This window comes from Isoptericola sp. NPDC056605, from assembly GCF_042792795.1.
In the GTDB taxonomy this organism is placed as follows: Bacteria; Actinomycetota; Actinomycetes; order Actinomycetales; family Cellulomonadaceae; genus Isoptericola.
On sequence record NZ_JBHTVT010000024.1, the window covers coordinates 33,563 to 49,196 of the forward strand.

General features: G+C 73.1%; 15 protein-coding genes. 10 read left to right on the top strand and 5 right to left on the bottom strand.

The window, feature by feature from the left end:
• The first annotated feature begins 88 nt into the window (after positions 1-88).
• Complete coding sequence (locus ACFQ8Y_RS19410) at positions 89-1,726, top strand: flavin monoamine oxidase family protein (RefSeq protein WP_430586478.1); 1,638 nt, start codon at positions 89-91, stop codon at positions 1,724-1,726.
• 69 nt (positions 1,727-1,795) lie between these two features.
• On the opposite strand, the gene guaB is transcribed toward ACFQ8Y_RS19410, so the two are convergent.
• Positions 1,796-3,313, bottom strand: coding sequence for an IMP dehydrogenase (gene guaB, locus ACFQ8Y_RS19415; RefSeq protein ID WP_430550446.1), 1,518 nt, complete (start codon positions 3,311-3,313; stop codon positions 1,796-1,798).
• Between the two features lie 97 nt (positions 3,314-3,410).
• Entirely contained in the window at positions 3,411-4,532 is a 1,122-nt protein-coding gene (locus ACFQ8Y_RS19420) for a MerR family transcriptional regulator (RefSeq protein ID WP_430586479.1), read from the bottom strand.
• Positions 4,533-4,735: 203 nt separating this feature from the next.
• Here ACFQ8Y_RS19420 and ACFQ8Y_RS19425 point away from each other — a divergent pair, with 203 nt between their 5' ends.
• Positions 4,736-5,026: a WhiB family transcriptional regulator gene (locus ACFQ8Y_RS19425; RefSeq protein WP_166845770.1), complete on the top strand. Its 291-nt coding sequence runs from the start codon at positions 4,736-4,738 to the stop codon at positions 5,024-5,026.
• 56 nt (positions 5,027-5,082) lie between these two features.
• Here ACFQ8Y_RS19425 and groES read toward each other — a convergent pair whose 3' ends face one another.
• Entirely contained in the window at positions 5,083-5,379 is a 297-nt protein-coding gene (gene groES, locus ACFQ8Y_RS19430) for a co-chaperone GroES (protein ID WP_079572552.1), read from the bottom strand.
• 208 nt (positions 5,380-5,587) lie between these two features.
• On the opposite strand from groES, the gene ACFQ8Y_RS19435 reads away from it, so the two are divergent.
• Positions 5,588-6,823 carry an SAM-dependent methyltransferase gene (locus tag ACFQ8Y_RS19435; RefSeq protein WP_430564231.1) on the top strand — a complete coding sequence of 412 codons (1,236 nt, stop codon included), beginning with the start codon at positions 5,588-5,590 and terminating at the stop codon, positions 6,821-6,823.
• An 87-nt stretch (positions 6,824-6,910) separates the two neighbouring features.
• Positions 6,911-8,062 carry a glutamate--cysteine ligase gene (locus ACFQ8Y_RS19440; RefSeq protein WP_430550449.1) on the top strand — a complete coding sequence of 384 codons (1,152 nt, stop codon included), beginning with the start codon at positions 6,911-6,913 and terminating at the stop codon, positions 8,060-8,062.
• Here the strand turns inward: ACFQ8Y_RS19440 and ACFQ8Y_RS19445 are convergent, their stop codons facing one another.
• Both ACFQ8Y_RS19445 and tsaD read right to left on the bottom strand, forming a co-directional pair.
• Positions 8,063-9,019 (bottom strand): class I SAM-dependent methyltransferase, encoded by a 957-nt coding sequence (locus ACFQ8Y_RS19445; RefSeq protein ID WP_430550450.1) that lies wholly within the window; start codon positions 9,017-9,019, stop codon positions 8,063-8,065.
• A 67-nt stretch (positions 9,020-9,086) separates the two neighbouring features.
• Positions 9,087-10,148: a tRNA (adenosine(37)-N6)-threonylcarbamoyltransferase complex transferase subunit TsaD gene (gene tsaD / locus ACFQ8Y_RS19450; RefSeq protein ID WP_430564234.1), complete on the bottom strand. Its 1,062-nt coding sequence runs from the start codon at positions 10,146-10,148 to the stop codon at positions 9,087-9,089.
• A 204-nt stretch (positions 10,149-10,352) separates the two neighbouring features.
• On the opposite strand from tsaD, the gene urtA reads away from it, so the two are divergent.
• From urtA to ACFQ8Y_RS19480, 6 genes are read left to right on the top strand one after another with little or no spacing between them, the layout of a single operon-like run.
• On the top strand, positions 10,353-11,648 hold the full coding sequence (gene urtA, locus ACFQ8Y_RS19455; RefSeq protein ID WP_430564235.1) for an urea ABC transporter substrate-binding protein: 1,296 nt from the start codon (positions 10,353-10,355) through the stop codon (positions 11,646-11,648).
• A gap of 21 nt (positions 11,649-11,669) precedes the next feature.
• Positions 11,670-12,554, top strand: coding sequence for an urea ABC transporter permease subunit UrtB (urtB, locus tag ACFQ8Y_RS19460; protein ID WP_430550453.1), 885 nt, complete (start codon positions 11,670-11,672; stop codon positions 12,552-12,554).
• Entirely contained in the window at positions 12,551-13,708 is a 1,158-nt protein-coding gene (gene urtC / locus ACFQ8Y_RS19465; protein WP_430550454.1) for an urea ABC transporter permease subunit UrtC, read from the top strand. Before urtB ends, urtC begins: the two co-directional genes overlap by 4 nt.
• Positions 13,705-14,565 (top strand): urea ABC transporter ATP-binding protein UrtD, encoded by an 861-nt coding sequence (gene urtD, locus ACFQ8Y_RS19470; RefSeq protein WP_430586480.1) that lies wholly within the window; start codon positions 13,705-13,707, stop codon positions 14,563-14,565. The genes urtC and urtD overlap by 4 nt, the downstream gene beginning before the upstream one ends.
• Positions 14,562-15,263, top strand: coding sequence for an ATP-binding cassette domain-containing protein (locus ACFQ8Y_RS19475; protein WP_430586481.1), 702 nt, complete (start codon positions 14,562-14,564; stop codon positions 15,261-15,263). The genes urtD and ACFQ8Y_RS19475 overlap by 4 nt, the downstream gene beginning before the upstream one ends.
• A gap of 55 nt (positions 15,264-15,318) precedes the next feature.
• The gene (locus ACFQ8Y_RS19480) at positions 15,319-15,621 is read left to right on the top strand and encodes an urease subunit gamma (RefSeq protein WP_430550457.1); all 303 of its coding nucleotides are present in this window, start codon (positions 15,319-15,321) and stop codon (positions 15,619-15,621) included.
• Positions 15,622-15,634: the final 13 nt, after the last annotated feature.

The window sequence follows — 15,634 nt, forward strand, 5'->3', positions numbered from 1 at the left end:
CGTCGGGCCCGGTGCTGACGGCGGCGCCCGGCATCCAGGGCCGCCCGCGACCGTCCGTCAGACCTTTCGACACGAGAGGTAGTGCCACATGGTCTCTGACACGGTCACCGACGGGGTCACCGAAGGCCGCCCGTCCGGCGTCTCCCGCCGCGGCTTCCTCCAGGCCGTCGGCGTCGGCTCCAGCGCCGGCGTCATGTTCGCCACGATGGGGGCGATGGGGCTCGCCCCGACGGCCGCCGCCCAGCCCACGGCCGCGGCCTGGACACCGCCCCGGGGCAGCGACTTCACGCTCACCGGCCGCGCGGCGAAGAAGGTCGTGGTCGTCGGCGCGGGTCCGGCGGGCCTCGCGTCCGCGTACGAGCTGCAGAAGGCCGGCTACCGCGTCACGGTGCTCGAGGCACGGCACCGGCCGGGCGGCCGCACCCTGACGATCCGCGGCGGCGACTCCGAGACGGACGTGGACGGCGTCACCCAGACGGCGCGCTTCGACGACGGCGTCTACATGAACGCCGGCGCCGGCCGCATCGCGCAGTGGATGGTCACGATGGACTACCTGCGCGAGCTGGGCGTGCCCTACGAGGTCTTCACCAACGCGAACGCCGACGCGTACCTCTACAACGAGAAGACCGGGGCGACCCCGGGCCGCCCCGTGCGCTACCGCACCGCCAAGGCCGACGTCTTCGGCTACACCTCCGAGCTGCTGAGCCACGCCACCGACCAGGGCGCCCTGGATCAGCGGCTCACCGCCGAGGACAAGGAGAACCTGCGGTCCTTCCTGCGCAGCTGGGGCTCGCTCAAGGCCGACGGCACGTACGCGGGCGGGGACAACCGCGGGTTCGCGACCTACCCCTCCGCCTGGAACGAGCACGGCACGCCGCTGCCCGGCCCCGGCACGGTCTCGGAGGTGCTCGCCTCGAAGGTGGGGCAGTACTTCCCGTTCGAGATCAACTGGGAGCAGTCGATGCTCATGTTCCAGCCCAAGGGCGGCATGGACACGACCTACCAGTACTTCGTGCGGGCCATCGGCAAGCAGAACGTGCACTTCGGCTCCCCCGTCACCGCCGTGGAGAACACGAGCCACGGCGTGCGGGTCACCTACACGCCCGGCCACGGCCGCCCCCGGCAGATCGAGGCCGACTTCGCGATCGTGGCGGCGCCGGCGGGCGTGATGCGCCGCTGGGACACGAACTGGGGCGCGGGCGTGGACGCCGCGCTCGGCGAGTTCTCGACCGGCTCCCCCGCGGGCAAGATCGGCCTGCAGTACCGGTCGCGCTGGTGGGAGGACGACCACCGCATCTACGGCGGCATCACCGAGACCGACATGGACCTGGCGCACGTCTGGTACCCCTCGTACGGGTACGGGGAGCGCAAGGGCCTCGTGGTCGGCTACTACAACACCGGCACGAACGCCCGGACCTACGCCGACCTCACGCCCCGGGAGCGCGAGCGGCGCGCCGTCGCGCAGGGCGTGAAGATCCACGGGGAGAAGTACCGCACGGAGCTGGAGTCGTCGTTCTCCATCGCCTGGCACAAGGTCCCCTACATCGAGGGCGCGTGGGCCTACCCGAACACGGAGTCCTCCGGGTTCAAGCAGCTCCAACAGGGTGCCGGTCGCGTCTACTTCGCGGGCGACTGGATGTCCGAGGTCTCCGCCTGGCAGCACGGTGCGTTCTGGTCCGCCCGGTACGCGGTCCAGGCCCTGCACGCGCGCGTCATGGCGAGCTGACGGCGGGACGACGGAGGCCCGGCACCCCTGGGGTGCCGGGCCTCCGTCGTGACCGTCGTGCGGGTCGGCTCAGAACCCGGCGTAGTTCGGCGCCTCGACCGTCATCTGCACGTCGTGGGGGTGGCTCTCCTTGAGCGACGCGGAGGTGATGCGCACGAACCGGCCCTTGGCCTGGAGCTCGGGGATGGTGCTGGCGCCGACGTAGAACATCGACTGGTGCAGCCCGCCGACGAGCTGGTGCGCGACGGTGTTCAGCGTGCCCTTGTACGGCACCTGCCCCTCGATGCCCTCCGGCACGATCATGTCGTCGCTGGTGACCTCGGCCTGGAAGTAGCGGTCCTTCGAGTAGGACTTCTTGCCGCGCGACGACATCGCGCCCATCGAGCCCATGCCGCGGTACGCCTTGTACTGCTTGCCGTTGACGAGGATCGTCTCGCCCGGCGCCTCCTCGGTGCCGGCGAGCATCGAGCCGAGCATGACGGTCTCCGCGCCCGCGACGAGCGCCTTGCCGATCTCGCCCGAGTGCCGCATGCCGCCGTCGGCGATGACCGGGACACCGGCGGCGCGCGCGGCCAGGGACGCCTCGTACACGGCGGTGATCTGCGGGACGCCGACGCCGGTCACGATGCGCGTGGTGCAGATGGAGCCCGGGCCGACACCCACCTTGATCGCATCCGCGCCCGCGTCCACGAAGGTCTGCGCGCCCTCCTTCGTCCCGACGTTGCCGCCGATCACCTGCACGTGGCGGGTGGCGGGGTCGGTCTTGAGCTTGCGGACCATGTCGACGAGCATCCGCACGTTGCCGTGCGCGGTGTCCGCGACGAGCACGTCGACGCCGGCGTCGACCAGCGTCGTCGCGCGCTCCCACGCGTCGCCGAAGTAGCCGATCGCCGCGCCGACGAGCAGGCGGCCCTGGCCGTCCTTCGACGCGTTCGGGAACTGCTCGGACTTCACGAAGTCCTTGACGGTGATGAGGCCGGCGAGACGGCCCTCCGCGTCGACCAGCGGCAGCCGCTCCAGCTTGTGCTTGCGCAGCAGCAGCGTGGCATCCTCGCGCGAGATGCCGGCCTGCCCGGTGATGAGCGGAGCGGGCGTCATGACCTCGGAGACCTTGGTCGTGGCCCACTCGGCGACCGGGGTGAAGCGCAGGTCGCGGTTGGTGACGATGCCGGTGAGGTGGCCGCCCGCGTCGACCACGGGGAAGCCGGAGATGCGGTACTCCCCCGCCCGCTTGTCGAGCTCCTCGAGGGTGGCGTCCGGCCCGATCGTCACCGGGTTGGAGATGATGCCGGTCTGCGTCCGCTTGACCAGGTCCACCTGGTACGCCTGGTCCTCGATCGACAGGTTGCGGTGCAGCACGCCGATGCCGCCCTGACGGGCCATCGCGATCGCCATCCGCGACTCGGTGACGGTGTCCATCGCGGCCGAGACGAGCGGCACGCGCAGGGAGATCTCGCGGGTGAGGCGCGAGGTGGTGTCGATGTCCGACGGGGCGAGGTCGGAGTACCCCGGCAGCAGCAGGACGTCGTCGTAGGTGAGGCCGAGGAATCCGAACGGGTCGTGCGCGGGCGAGGTCGAGTCCGTCATGACAGGAGTCTACGTTCTGGGCGGCCCCGTTATTCCGGCCCGTCCGGCCTTCGGGGCCCCGCCGTGGCGGACCTCACGTCACGGCTCGCCTCACGGATCACGTCACGACGGCGAGCGCCTCGTGCAGCATCGCGGTGAACGACCGCACCCGCTGCACGGTGGCCGCCAGCGGCAGCTCGCTCGCGGCGTCGTCCCGCCGCAGGCTCACGATGACCGGGAGCTCGGCGAAGCCCTCGTGCACCGCGTGGATGAGGTCCAGGTCGGGACGCCGCTGCGCCGTCGCGAGGACGAGCGCCGCCGGCCGCACCATCGTCACCAGCTCGAGCGAGCGGTGCGTGCTCGCGGGGCCGGTCACGATGCGCGCCGTCGCCCCCTTCGCCGTCAGGGCGGCGGCGAGGGCGTGCGCGGACAGCGGCACCACCTCGTCGGGGGCGGCGAAGATGAGCACGATCTTGCGCATCCGGCTCGGGTGGTTGGCCGGCGGGGCCCCACCCGCGACCATGGCGCGCTCGAACGCCTCGGTGAAGTCGCGCAGCGCGCGCAGGGCCGCCGTGGCGAGCACCACCTCGGGCACCGCACCCGGGCCGGCGAGCACCGTCCGCTGGGCGACGCGCTGCCAGGCCGGTTCCGCGATCTCGGTCCACCAGGCGGCGGGGTCGCCCTGCGCCGGGATGGCGAGCAGGTCGTCGCACCCGGCCTGGTCGTAGGCGAGGGCGGCGTCCACCACGGCCGACACCCGGCCGGAAGCGCTCCCACCGGGCACGTGACCGGGAGCCGCGGAGGCTCCTTCGCCGCCCCCGGGCAGGGCGCGGAGGTGGCCTCGCCCGCGCGGGGCGTCACCGTCGGCGGCAGGCGCCGGTCGCTCCGGGTCGGGCTCCGCGTCGTCGCCGTCGTCCGCCTCGGCACCGGCGCTTGCGGCCTCCTCGGTCGCCTCCTCGAGCTCCTCGACGCCCGCCTCGAGGGCGGCCTTCGCGGCGTCGACCGGCGCGACGCCCTCGAGCGTGAGCCGGCGCATGACGAGCAGGCGCGCCACGTCCTCGGGCGTGTAGCGGCGGTGCGATCCCGCGGTGCGGGCGGACGGGCCGAGCCCGTAGCGACGGTCCCACGTGCGCAGGGTCGCCGGAGCGACCCCCAGGCGCCTGGCGACCGCCGCGACGGCGAGGCCCGCGCTCGACGCGCGAGACCCGCCCCCGTGAGGAGCGGGTCGGGATGAGGTCATGGCGTCGATTCTGCCGAGAGGACCGGAGGGTCGCCACTGCTCCCCCGGGCGCGCCGCCGTAATGGTCGACGGCGCAGGTCAAAGCCGTTCAGATGCCAGGCGAACCCATTCAGCCACGGCCGTGAAGTTGAACACTGAATCATCGAATCCGGTCACGAAATCGGACCTTGAACAACTTCTGCACAACTTGTAGGTTGTTCGCCATGACGGAGATCTCGAGGCTTCCCGGTCCGGTGATGGAGCTGTGGGAGTGGCAGTACCAGGGCTCCTGCCGCGACGCGGACGACACGTTGTTCTTCCACCCCGAGGGTGAGCGCGGTTCGACGCGTCGACGCCGGGCCGAGGCGGCCAAGGCGATCTGCCGCTCGTGCCCGGTGATGATGCAGTGCCGGGAGCAGTCGCTCCGGGTCCGGGAGCCCTACGGGGTGTGGGGCGGCCTCAGCGAGGACGAGCGCTCCGCGATCCTCGCCGGAAGCGCCCGCAAGACCGGCTGACAGCACGAAGGCCCCGCACCGACGACGGTGCGAGGCCTTCTGCGTGCTGGGCGTCGTCAGGCGACGACGACCGCGAGGATGTCGCGGGCGGAGAGGACGAGGTAGTCCTCCCCGGCGTACTTGACCTCGGTGCCGCCGTACTTGCTGTAGATGACCTTGTCACCGACCTTGACGTCGACGGGGACGCGGTTGCCCTTGTCGTCGAAGCGACCCTCGCCCACGGCCAGGACCTCGCCCTCCTGGGGCTTCTCCTTGGCGGTGTCCGGGATGACCAGGCCGGAAGCGGTCGTGGTCTCGGCCTCGATGGCCTTGACGACGATCCGGTCCTCGAGCGGCTTGATGGGGACCGACACGTCGGACCTCCTTGATTCGCGATGCGTGGATGGACTAGCTGATTGACCAGGTCGCGTCCGAGGGCTGGCCGTCGTCGCGGGTGCCGGTACAGCCTTGCGGTCGCTGACGACAAATCTAGGCAGGCGTTAGCACTCTGACAAGTCGAGTGCCAGAGGTCGGCGAGTCGTTCGCCCAGGGCGTCACCCGCGCGCCTGAGACGATGGCCCGATGGACCCCTCCTCCGTGAGCAAGCTGCTGAGCCCGGACGGGTGGGCGCTGGTCAACTCGCTGCCGCCCTACGACGAGAAGCAGGCCATGTCCCTGGCCACCCGGCTGCGGGCCGACGGCGTCGACCCCGACCTCGCGGCGGCCGCGCTCACCCAGTCACGGCTGCGGGCCAAGGCCCGCGCCAAGCTCGGCGACTTCGCGGACGGGATGCTCTTCACGCCCGACGGCGTCGAGCAGGCCACCCGGCTCGTGGTCGCGGCCCTGCACGCCCGCCGCTACCTCGCCGCCGGCGTCACCAAGGTCGCGGACCTCACCAGCGGGATCGGCGCCGACGCGCTCGCGTTCGCGGGCGTCGGCCTGCACGTGCTCGCGACCGACGTCGACGAGGTCACCGCCGCGCTCGCCACCGTGAACCTGCGGTACTTCCCCGAGGCCGAGGTACGGCACGCCGACGGCCTCGCGCTCGACCTCGCCGCCGAGGGCGTGGACGGCGTCTACGCCGACCCGGCCCGCCGCACGCGCGGGGGCCGGCGGGTGTTCGACCCGGCCGCCTACGCTCCCCCGCTCGACGCCGTGTGGGACCTGCGCGCGCAGGTCCCCGCCCTCGGGATCAAGGTGGGGCCCGGCATCCCGCACCAGGGGCTGCCCGAGGACGCGGAGACGCAGTGGGTCTCGGTGGACGGCGACGTCGTCGAGGCGGGGCTCTGGTTCGGGCCGCTCGCCCCCGCGGGGCCGGGACGGTCCGCGCTCGTGCTCGCGACGTCCGGCGGGACGACGACGTCGCGCACCCTGCGCGCCGACCGGCGCGCGGACGGCGACGGCGCCGAGCTCGTGCCCGACGTCGGCCCCGTCGGCGCCTACCTGTACGAACCGGACGGCGCCGTCATCCGCGCCGGGCTCGTGGCGCACGCCGCCGCCGAGCTGGGCGGGCGGCTGCTGGACCGCACCATCGCCTACGTCACGACCGACCAGCCCGCCCCGCCGCCCACGGACGGCACGGCGCCGCTGGCCGCCGGCTACCGCGTGCTCGACGTCATGCCGTTCAACCTCAAGCGGCTCAAGGCCTACCTGCGCGAGCGCGGCGTGGGCCGCCTCACGATCAAGAAGCGCGGCACCGCCGTGACGCCCGAGCAGCTGCGCGCCCAGCTCTCGCCGAAGGGCGACGCGGAGGCGACCCTCGTGCTCACGCGCGTCGCCGGCGCGCAGCACGTGCTCGTCGTCGAGCCGCTGCGCTGACGCGCGCCGGGCCCGCGGCGGCCCGTCCGACGAGACGCGGCCGGACCGACGCGCGGCCCGGCGTCCCCGCGTGGAAGCATGGCCCGCATGGTGCTGGAATTCGCCGCCTCCGAGCGGTCGAGCGTCGGGCTCGAGTGGGAGCTCGCGCTGGTCGACGCCGACTCGGGCAACCTGCGGCAGGTGGCGCCGGCCGTCATCGAGGCGGTGGCCGACGACGTCCGGCACCGCTACGTGAAGCCCGAGTTCCTGCGGAACACGGTCGAGGTGATCAGCGACGTGCGCCGTACGGTGCCCGAGGCGATCGCCGACCTCGAGCGCGGCATCGCCGCCATCCACGACGCCACCGGTCCCATGCGCGTCGACCTCATGGGCGCCGGCACGCACCCGTTCGCGCACTGGTCGCAGCAGAAGGTGACCGACAAGAAGCGGTACGCCACCGTCGTCGACCGGGCGCAGGTCGTGGGGCGCCAGCAGATCGTCTACGGCGTGCACGCGCACGTGGGCATCGAGGACCGCGCCAAGGTGCTGCCCATCGTCAACTCGCTGCTGGTGTACCTGCCGTACCTGCAGGTGCTGTCCGCGTCGTCGCCGTTCTTCGGCGGCGACGACACCGGCTACGCCTCGATGCGCACCATGATCTTCCAGCAGCTGCCCACCGCAGGGCTGCCGTACCAGTTCGGGGCCTGGTCCGAGCTGGAGCGGTACACCGCCGACATGCTGCACACCGGCGTCATCGACGACTTCACGGAGGTGCGCTGGGACGTGCGGCCCGCGCCGCACTTCGGCACGGTCGAGATGCGGATCTGCGACGGCACGTCGAACACGTTCGAGCTCGCCGCCCTCGGCGCCCTCGTGCACTGCCTGGTCGAGCACCTGTCGACCCTGCTCGACGAGGGACGCCCGCTGCCCACGATGCCGCCGTGGTTCGTGCACGAGAACAAGTGGCGCGCGGCCCGCTACGGCACCGACGCGATCATCATCCTCGACGACGCGGGCGAGGAGGAGCTCGTCACCGACGCCCTCCCCCGCCTGCTCACGACCCTCGAGCCCGTGGCGGACCGGCTCGGCTGCGCCGCCGCGCTCGACGGCGTGCGGGAGATCGTGCGCCGCGGTGCGTCGTACCAGCGCCAGCGCGAGGTGGCGCGCGCGCACGGCGGGGGCCCCGCGGCGCTGGAGGCCGTGGTCGCGTCGCTCGTCGCCGAGCTGCACGCCGGGCGACCGCTGCCCGCGGCGGGCTGACTACTCCTTCTCGAAGTCCCACACGATGAGGGTGGGCGTCCGGGCGTACGCCGCGTGGGCGGCCGCCTCGACCCACGGCATCATCTGCCAGATGTCGGGCGGCCTGGTCGGGTCCTCGAGCTCCAGGTCCGCGCCGGGGTCGAACGCGCCGTTCCCGGCGTGCGCGGCCGCGGTGTACTCCCGGCCGCCGTCGTCCTCGTCCGCGCCGCCGCCCGCGTACTCGCGGCAGAACCGCGGCGCCAGGCCCACGGGCAGGGCCGCCTGCAGGTACTCGCTGGTCGCGTGCTGCCAGTTCGGGATGTACCCGAACTCGCCGTCCGCCCCCTCGACCAGCGGGTAGAGGGGGGAGCCGACGAAGTAGCCGCGCGTGTCGGAGACGACGAGGCGCCCGCCCGGCCGCAGCACGCGCGACAGCTCGGCGAACACGGGACCCAGGTCCCGCACGTGGCACAGCGCGAGGGTGACCAGGACCAGGTCGGCGGAGGCGTCGGGGACCGGCAGGTCGTGCAGGTCCCCCTCGGCGAACCGCGCCCCCGGGACCTTGGTGCGGGCGACCGCGAGCATGTCGGGCGACGAGTCGACCCCGAGCACGTCGTGCCCCTGCTCGACCAGCCACTCCGTGTGCCGGCCCGTGCCGCACGCGGCGTCGATCGCCACGCCGCGGGGCAGCCCCTCCATGAGCGGCCGGACGAGCGGCTCCTCCATGCCCCAGAACCCGTTCGGGCCGTCGTAGCGGGGCGCCCAGTGCCGGTACCCGTCGCGGGTGGTGATCGGCGGGACGTCGCGGCCGTCACCGAACCTGTCGGCCGCGTCGAGCAGCGCGCGGACGTCGGCCAGCCGCGCCTCGACGAACGCCCGGTCGTGCTCCCCGGCGAACGCGCGCATCAGCGCCACGCCCTCCAGCCCGACGAGGTACGCGAGCGGGTGCTGATAGATGGCGGGGCGGTCGGTGTCCACGCCCGGGACGCTACCGAGGCCCGGGCGGCGTGCCGAGGCCTTTTCCGCCAGGCCCGACGCGGCGGGGTCAGACGGTGATCGTGGTCATCGGCATCGACGAGTCGACCGGGAAGTCGAAGCTCGACGGTGCCGCCCCGGCACGAACGACGGCGGAGCCCAGCGCGGCGATCATCGCGCCGTTGTCGGTGCAGTAGCGGATGGGCGGGATGCGCAGGTCGATGCCCGCCTCCGCGCACCGCTTCGCCGCCATGTCGCGCAGCTGGCTGTTCGCGGAGAAGCCGCCGCCCACGACCAGGGTCTCGACGTCGTGCCGCCGGCACGCGGCGATCGTCTTGGCCGTGAGCACGTCGGCGACGGCGGCGGCGAACGACGCGGCGACGTCGGCCTCGGGCACCTCGCGCCCGGCGTCGACGCAGGCCTCGATCCAGCGCGCGACGGCCGTCTTGAGGCCGGAGAAGGAGAAGTCGTAGGCGTGCTCGGCCTGGTCCTTCGCGGCGGTCAGGCCGCGCGGGAAGCGGATGGCCTCCGGGTCGCCCTCGCGGGCGAGCCGGTCCACGTGCGGGCCGCCGGGGTACGGCAGGCCGAGCAGGCGGCCGACCTTGTCGAAGGCCTCCCCCGCCGCGTCGTCGAGCGTGGATCCGAGCTCGGTGACGTCGGTCGCGACGTCGTCCACGAGCATCAGCGTGCTGTGGCCGCCCGAGACCACCAGCGCCATCGTGCGGCCGTCGAACGGGCCGTCGACGAGCTGGTTCACCGCGGCGTGCCCGATGACGTGGTTGACGCCGTACAGCGGCTTGTTCAGGCCGATCGCGAGCGCCTTCGCCGCGGACGCGCCGATCGTCAGCGGACCCACGAGCCCGGGGCCGGCGGTGACGGCGATCGCGTCCACCTCGGACAGGTCGACGTCGGCCTCGCCGAGCGCACGCCGGATCGTCGGGACCATCGCCTCCAGGTGGGCGCGGCTCGCGACCTCCGGGATGATCCCGCCGTAGCGCGCGTGCTCGTCCATGGAGCTGGCGACGGCGTCGACCAGGAGCTCGTCGCCGCGGACGAGCGCGACGCCCGTCTCGTCGCAGGAGGTCTCGATGCCGAGGACGAGGGGGTCGCCGACCCCGTGCGCGGATGCCATGGCCCCATGATCGCACCGGCACCACGGCGACCGCTCCGGTCACCTCTCCGGCACCGCCCGGACCAGCCGTAACACGATGGTGACACCGAACTCACCGCGGGGACACGTGGGCGTACTTGGGTTCATCTGAACCTAACCGGGCCTGGCCCACCGGGTTCGTCCGCACCTCATCGGGCCCACGGGCCACGGCCACGAAGGAGCACCATGCGTCCTCGAAGCAGCACGGGCACCACGCGTACCGGCACGCGTACCGGCACCACCCGACCTGTCGTCGCCTCGCTCGCCGTCGTCGCCGTCGCGGCCCTCTCGGCCTGCGGGGCACGGGTGGACGCGGCGAGCGGCGACGCCTCGGCCTCCGCGGCCGCGGGCTGCGTCGACACCTCGGGCGACACGGTCCAGATCGGCTTCCTCAACTCGCTGTCGGGCACGATGGCGATCTCCGAGCAGACCGTGCACGACGCGCTCCAGCTGGCCGCTGCCGAGATCAACGCGGACGGCGGGGTGCTCGGCAAGCAGCTCGAGGTCGTCTCCGAGGACGGCCAGTCGGAGCCCACGGTCTTCGCGGAGAAGGCGACCAAGCTCATCACCAGCGACTGCGTCGCGGCCGTGTTCGGCGGCTGGACGTCGGCGTCGCGCAAGGCCATGCTGCCGGTCTTCGAGGCGAACGACTCGCTGCTGTTCTACCCCGTCCAGTACGAGGGGCTCGAGGCCTCCGAGAACATCTTCTACACGGGCGCCACGACCAACCAGCAGATCGTGCCGGCCCTGGACTACCTCGCCGAGCAGGGCACGAAGTCCCTGTTCCTCGTGGGCTCCGACTACGTGTTCCCGCGCACCGCGAACAAGATCATCAACGCGTACGCCGAGGCGCACGGCATCGAGATCGTCGGCGAGGAGTACGCGCCGCTGGGCCACACGGACTTCTCCACCATCGTCAACAAGGTGAAGGCCGCCGGGGCCGACGCGGTGTTCAACACCCTCAACGGCGACTCCAACGTCGCGTTCTTCAAGGAGTACAACAACGCCGGCCTGTCCGCCGAGGACATGCCCGTCGTCTCCGTCTCGATCGCGGAGGAGGAGGTGGGCGGCATCGGCGTGGACAACATCGAGGGCCAGCTCACCGCCTGGAACTACTACCAGACGGTCGACAGCCCCGAGAACGACGCGTTCGTCGAGGCGTTCCAGGCCGAGTACGGCGACGACCGCGTGACGTCCGACCCGATGGAGGCGGCCTACACCTCGCTGTACCTGTGGAAGGCGATGGTCGAGAAGGCGGAGTCCTTCGACGTCGCGGACGTGCAGGCGGCCGCGGACGGCGTCACCTTCGACGCCCCCGAGGGCACCGTCGTCGTGGACGGCGACAACCACCACGTCGCCAAGACGGCGCTCGTCGGGCGCATCGGCGCGGACGGGCTCATCCACACCGAGTGGAGCTCCGAGGAGCCCATCGAGCCGGACCCGTTCCTCGAGGGCTACGACTGGGCCGACGGGCTCTCCTGAGCCGGGGGCGGCGGACACGACATGGACACCCTCCTCTCCCAGCTCTTCGCGGGCCTGAGCCTCGGCTCGGTGCTGCTGCTCGCGGCCCTGGGCCTCGCCCTGACGTTCGGTCAGATGGGCGTGATCAACATGGCCCACGGCGAGTTCATGATGGCGGGCGCCTACACGGCGTTCGTGATCCAGGGGCTCCTCGGCGACCCGGGCGCGAGCCTGCTCGTGTCGTTGCCGCTCGGCTTCCTCGTCGGCGGGGCGCTCGGGCTGCTGCTCGAGGCCACGCTCATCCACCGCATGTACCGGCGGCCGCTCGACACGCTGCTCGTCACCTGGGGCGTCGCCCTGCTGCTGCAGCAGGTGGCGCGGGACGTGTTCGGCGCCCCCAACGTGGACGTGGCCGCGCCCGGCTGGCTGTCGGGTGCGGTCACCGTCGGCGGCCTCGCGCTGCCGAAGACGCGCCTCTTCATCCTCGCGCTGGCGGTGACGTGCGTCGTCGTGCTGGCCCTCGTGCTGCGGGGCACGCCGCTCGGGCGCCGGATCCGGGCCGTGGTGCAGCACCGTGACCTGGCGGAGGCCTCCGGCATCTCGTCGCGGGCCACCGACCGGCTCACCTTCTTCGTCGGCTCCGGCCTCGCCGGGATCGCCGGCGTCGCGCTGACCCTGCTCGGCTCGGTCGGACCGACGCTCGGCACCGGCTACATCGTCGACGCGTTCCTCGTCGTCGTGGCCGGCGGCATCGGGCAGATCAAGGGCACGGTGATCGCCGCGACGGCGCTCGGCCTGATGCAGGCGTTCTTCGAGTACTCCACCACGGCGTCCGTCGCGAAGGTCCTCGTGTTCGTCGTCATCGTCGCGTTCCTGCAGGTACGACCCCAGGGCCTGGTCTCGGTCCGGACGAGGAGCCTCGCATGACGGGCACGAGCACCCGCACCGCACGGTTGTCCGCTCTCCTCCGCCCGGGCCGGGCACGCGCCCTGGCCGGGTTCGGCCTCGCCGCCGTCCTGCTCCTCGCCGTCGCGCCGGTGCTGCTCAGCCCGTTCCGGCTCGGCCTGCTCGGCAAGTTCCTGTGCCTGGCCATGGTGGCCGTCGGCATCGGCCTCGCCTGGGGCCGCGGCGGTCTGCTCACCCTCGGCCAGGGGGTGTACTTCGGCCTGGGCGCCTACGTCATGGCGATGCACCTCAAGCTGGCCGACGCCGGCCCCGGCGGCGTCCCCGACTTCATGCTGCTGTACGGCACCGGCGAGGTGCCCGGCTGGTGGGAGCCCCTGCGCTCGCCGGTCGTCGCCCTCGCCCTGGTGGTGCTCGTGCCCGCCGCGCTCGCCGCGGCCCTCGGCTGGGCCGTCTTCACGCGGCGCGTGCGGGGCGCGTACTTCGCGATCCTGTCGCAGGCCCTCGCCGCCGCGTTCGCCATCCTCCTGATCGGCCAGCAGCAGACGACGGGCGGCACCAACGGGCTGAACGGGTTCCGGTCGTTCTTCGGCTACGACCTCGCCGACCCGGTCAACCAGCGGATGCTCTACCTGATCGCCGCCGGGGTGCTGCTCGTCATGGTCGTCGTCGCCCGCCAGCTCATGGTGTCGCGGTTCGGCGAGGTCCTCGTCGCCGTCCGCGACCAGGAGGACCGGGTCCGGTTCCTCGGCTACGACCCGGCCGCCGTGAAGACCGTCGTCTACGTGGTCGCGGCCGTGATGGCGGCCGTCGGCGGGGCGCTCTTCGTGCCGATCGTGGGGATCGTCTCCCCCGCCGACGTCGGCGTCGTGCCGTCCATCGCCTTCCTCGTCGGCGTCGCCATCGGCGGCCGGGCGACCCTGCTCGGCCCGGTCCTCGGGTCCGTCGCCGTGAGCTGGGCGCAGACGTCGCTGTCCGAGCAGTTCCCCTCCGGCTGGATCTACCTCCAGGGGGCGCTGTTCGTCCTGGTCGTCGCGTTCCTGCCCGGGGGCCTGGCGTCGGTCGTGCCGATGCTGCGCCGCCGGCGTCGCGCCGCTCGCGGGGCGGAGCCGGCCGCTCCGGCCGCGCCGGACGACGCCCCGGCCTCCGACCTCCTGCCCGAAGGGAGCCGCGCATGAGCGAGCAGTCCGAGCAGACCGAGCAGATCGACCTCGCTGCCGCCGACGCGCTGCTGGGCGACGACACCGCCCGGTTCCGCCACGACTACCTCGAGGTGCGCGGCCTGCGGGTCGAGTTCGGCGGGTTCGTCGCCGTGCGCGACGTCGACCTCACCGTCACCCAGGGCGACCTGCGGTTCCTCATCGGGCCCAACGGCGCGGGCAAGACGACGCTCATCGACGCCGTCACCGGCCTCGTGCGGGCCGCCGCCGGATCGGCCCGGTTCGGCGGGACGGAGCTGCTGGGGAGGGCCACGCACCGCGTCGCCCGCGCGGGCGTGGGCCGCACGTTCCAGACCGCGAGCGTGTTCGAGCAGCTCACCGTGCTGCAGAACCTCGACATCGCCGCGGGCGCCCGCCGCCGGCCGACGACGATGCTGCGCCGTCGCCGGGGCGTCCCGGAGGCGGTCGAGCAGGCGATGGAGACGGTCGGCCTCGCGGCGCTGCGCGACGTCCCGGCCGGCGTCCTCGCGCACGGCCAGAAGCAGTGGCTCGAGATCGGGATGCTGCTGGTGCAGGACGCGCACCTGCTGCTGCTCGACGAGCCCGTCGCGGGCATGACCCAGGCGGAGCGCGAGGAGACCGGCGAGCTGCTGCGCCGGGTGGGCTCGCAGCGCGTCGTGGTGGTCGTGGAGCACGACATGGAGTTCCTGCGCTCGTACGCCGACTCCGTGACCGTCATGCACCAGGGCCGCGTCCTCGCGGAGGGGACGGTGGCCGAGGTGCAGCAGGACCCGGCCGTCGTCGAGGTGTACCTCGGTTCCCCGGCCGGAGACCGAGGCACGGCCGACGCCACGACCACGGAGGGACGCGCATGATGCTCGAGCTGAGCGGCGTGAGCACGGGATACGGCCGCACGGCCGTCGTGCACGACGTCGACCTCGCCGTCGCGGACGGCACGCTGACCGCCGTCCTCGGCCACAACGGGGCGGGCAAGACCACGCTCCTCAAGGCCGTGCTCGGCCTGCTGCCCGCACGGGCCGGGACCGTGCGCCTGGCCGGCGACGACGTCACGCGGTGGCCGACCCACCGGCGGGTGCGCGCGGGGATCGCGTACGTGCCGCAGGGCCAACAGTACTTCGGCCAGCTCACCGCCCGGGAGAACCTGCAGGTGGTCGCGGACGCCCACGGGACCGCCGGCCGTCGCCGCACCGACGACGCGCTCGACCTGTTCCCCGCGCTGCGCGAGCTGCTCGGCCGTCAGGCGGGGCTGCTGTCCGGCGGCCAGCGCCAGCAGCTCGCCATCGCCCGCGCGCTCGTCACCGGCCCTCGGCTGCTGGTGCTCGACGAGCCCGCCGAGGGCATCCAGCCGAACGTCGTGAGCGAGATCTACGCGGCGATCACCACGCTGACGGCGGAGGGCGGGCTGTCCGCGCTGCTCGTCGAGCAGCACCTCGGCTACGCCGTCGAGCACGCGGCCGAGTACGCCGTGCTGGCGTCCGGGCGCGTGACCCACCGGGGGGCGGGCGGCGGCGTCGACGCCCTCGCCGGCGCCCGCGAGGCGATGGCGCTGTGAGCCGCCCTGCCGTGCGAGCCGCCGTGCGAGCCGCCGTCCGAGCCGAGGAGGAACCGTGCACCTGACCCCCGCCGACACCGAGAAGCTGCTGCTCGCCGTGGCGGGGATGGTCGCGCGCGACCGCCTCGCCCGCGGCGTCCGGCTCAACCACCCCGAGACGGTCGCCCTGCTGTCGTGCTGGGTGATCGAGCGGGCCCGCGACGGCGCCGACGTCCCGACGCTCATGCAGGACGGACGCGAGGTGCTGGGCCGCGAGCAGGTGATGGACGGCGTGCCCGAGATGCTCGTCGACGTGCAGGTCGAGGCCACCTTCCCCGACGGCCGCAAGCTCGTCACGCTGCACCACCCGATCCCCTGACCCCGACCCGACT

Excerpts from the sequence above, each read along its gene's own strand:
- ACFQ8Y_RS19425 (WP_166845770.1), top strand. The coding sequence starts at position 4,736 with ATGACGGAGATCTCGAGGCTTCCCGGTCCGGTGATGGAGCTGTGGGAG.
- urtA (WP_430564235.1), top strand. The coding sequence starts at position 10,353 with ATGCGTCCTCGAAGCAGCACGGGCACCACGCGTACCGGCACGCGTACC.
- ACFQ8Y_RS19410 (WP_430586478.1), top strand. The coding sequence starts at position 89 with ATGGTCTCTGACACGGTCACCGACGGGGTCACCGAAGGCCGCCCGTCC.
- urtD (WP_430586480.1), top strand. The coding sequence starts at position 13,705 with ATGAGCGAGCAGTCCGAGCAGACCGAGCAGATCGACCTCGCTGCCGCC.
- ACFQ8Y_RS19440 (WP_430550449.1), top strand. The coding sequence starts at position 6,911 with ATGGTGCTGGAATTCGCCGCCTCCGAGCGGTCGAGCGTCGGGCTCGAG.
- ACFQ8Y_RS19420 (WP_430586479.1), bottom strand. The coding sequence starts at position 4,532 with ATGACCTCATCCCGACCCGCTCCTCACGGGGGCGGGTCTCGCGCGTCG.
- tsaD (WP_430564234.1), bottom strand. The coding sequence starts at position 10,148 with ATGGCATCCGCGCACGGGGTCGGCGACCCCCTCGTCCTCGGCATCGAG.
- urtC (WP_430550454.1), top strand. The coding sequence starts at position 12,551 with ATGACGGGCACGAGCACCCGCACCGCACGGTTGTCCGCTCTCCTCCGC.
- guaB (WP_430550446.1), bottom strand. The coding sequence starts at position 3,313 with ATGACGGACTCGACCTCGCCCGCGCACGACCCGTTCGGATTCCTCGGC.
- ACFQ8Y_RS19475 (WP_430586481.1), top strand. The coding sequence starts at position 14,562 with ATGATGCTCGAGCTGAGCGGCGTGAGCACGGGATACGGCCGCACGGCC.
- urtB (WP_430550453.1), top strand. The coding sequence starts at position 11,670 with ATGGACACCCTCCTCTCCCAGCTCTTCGCGGGCCTGAGCCTCGGCTCG.
- ACFQ8Y_RS19435 (WP_430564231.1), top strand. The coding sequence starts at position 5,588 with ATGGACCCCTCCTCCGTGAGCAAGCTGCTGAGCCCGGACGGGTGGGCG.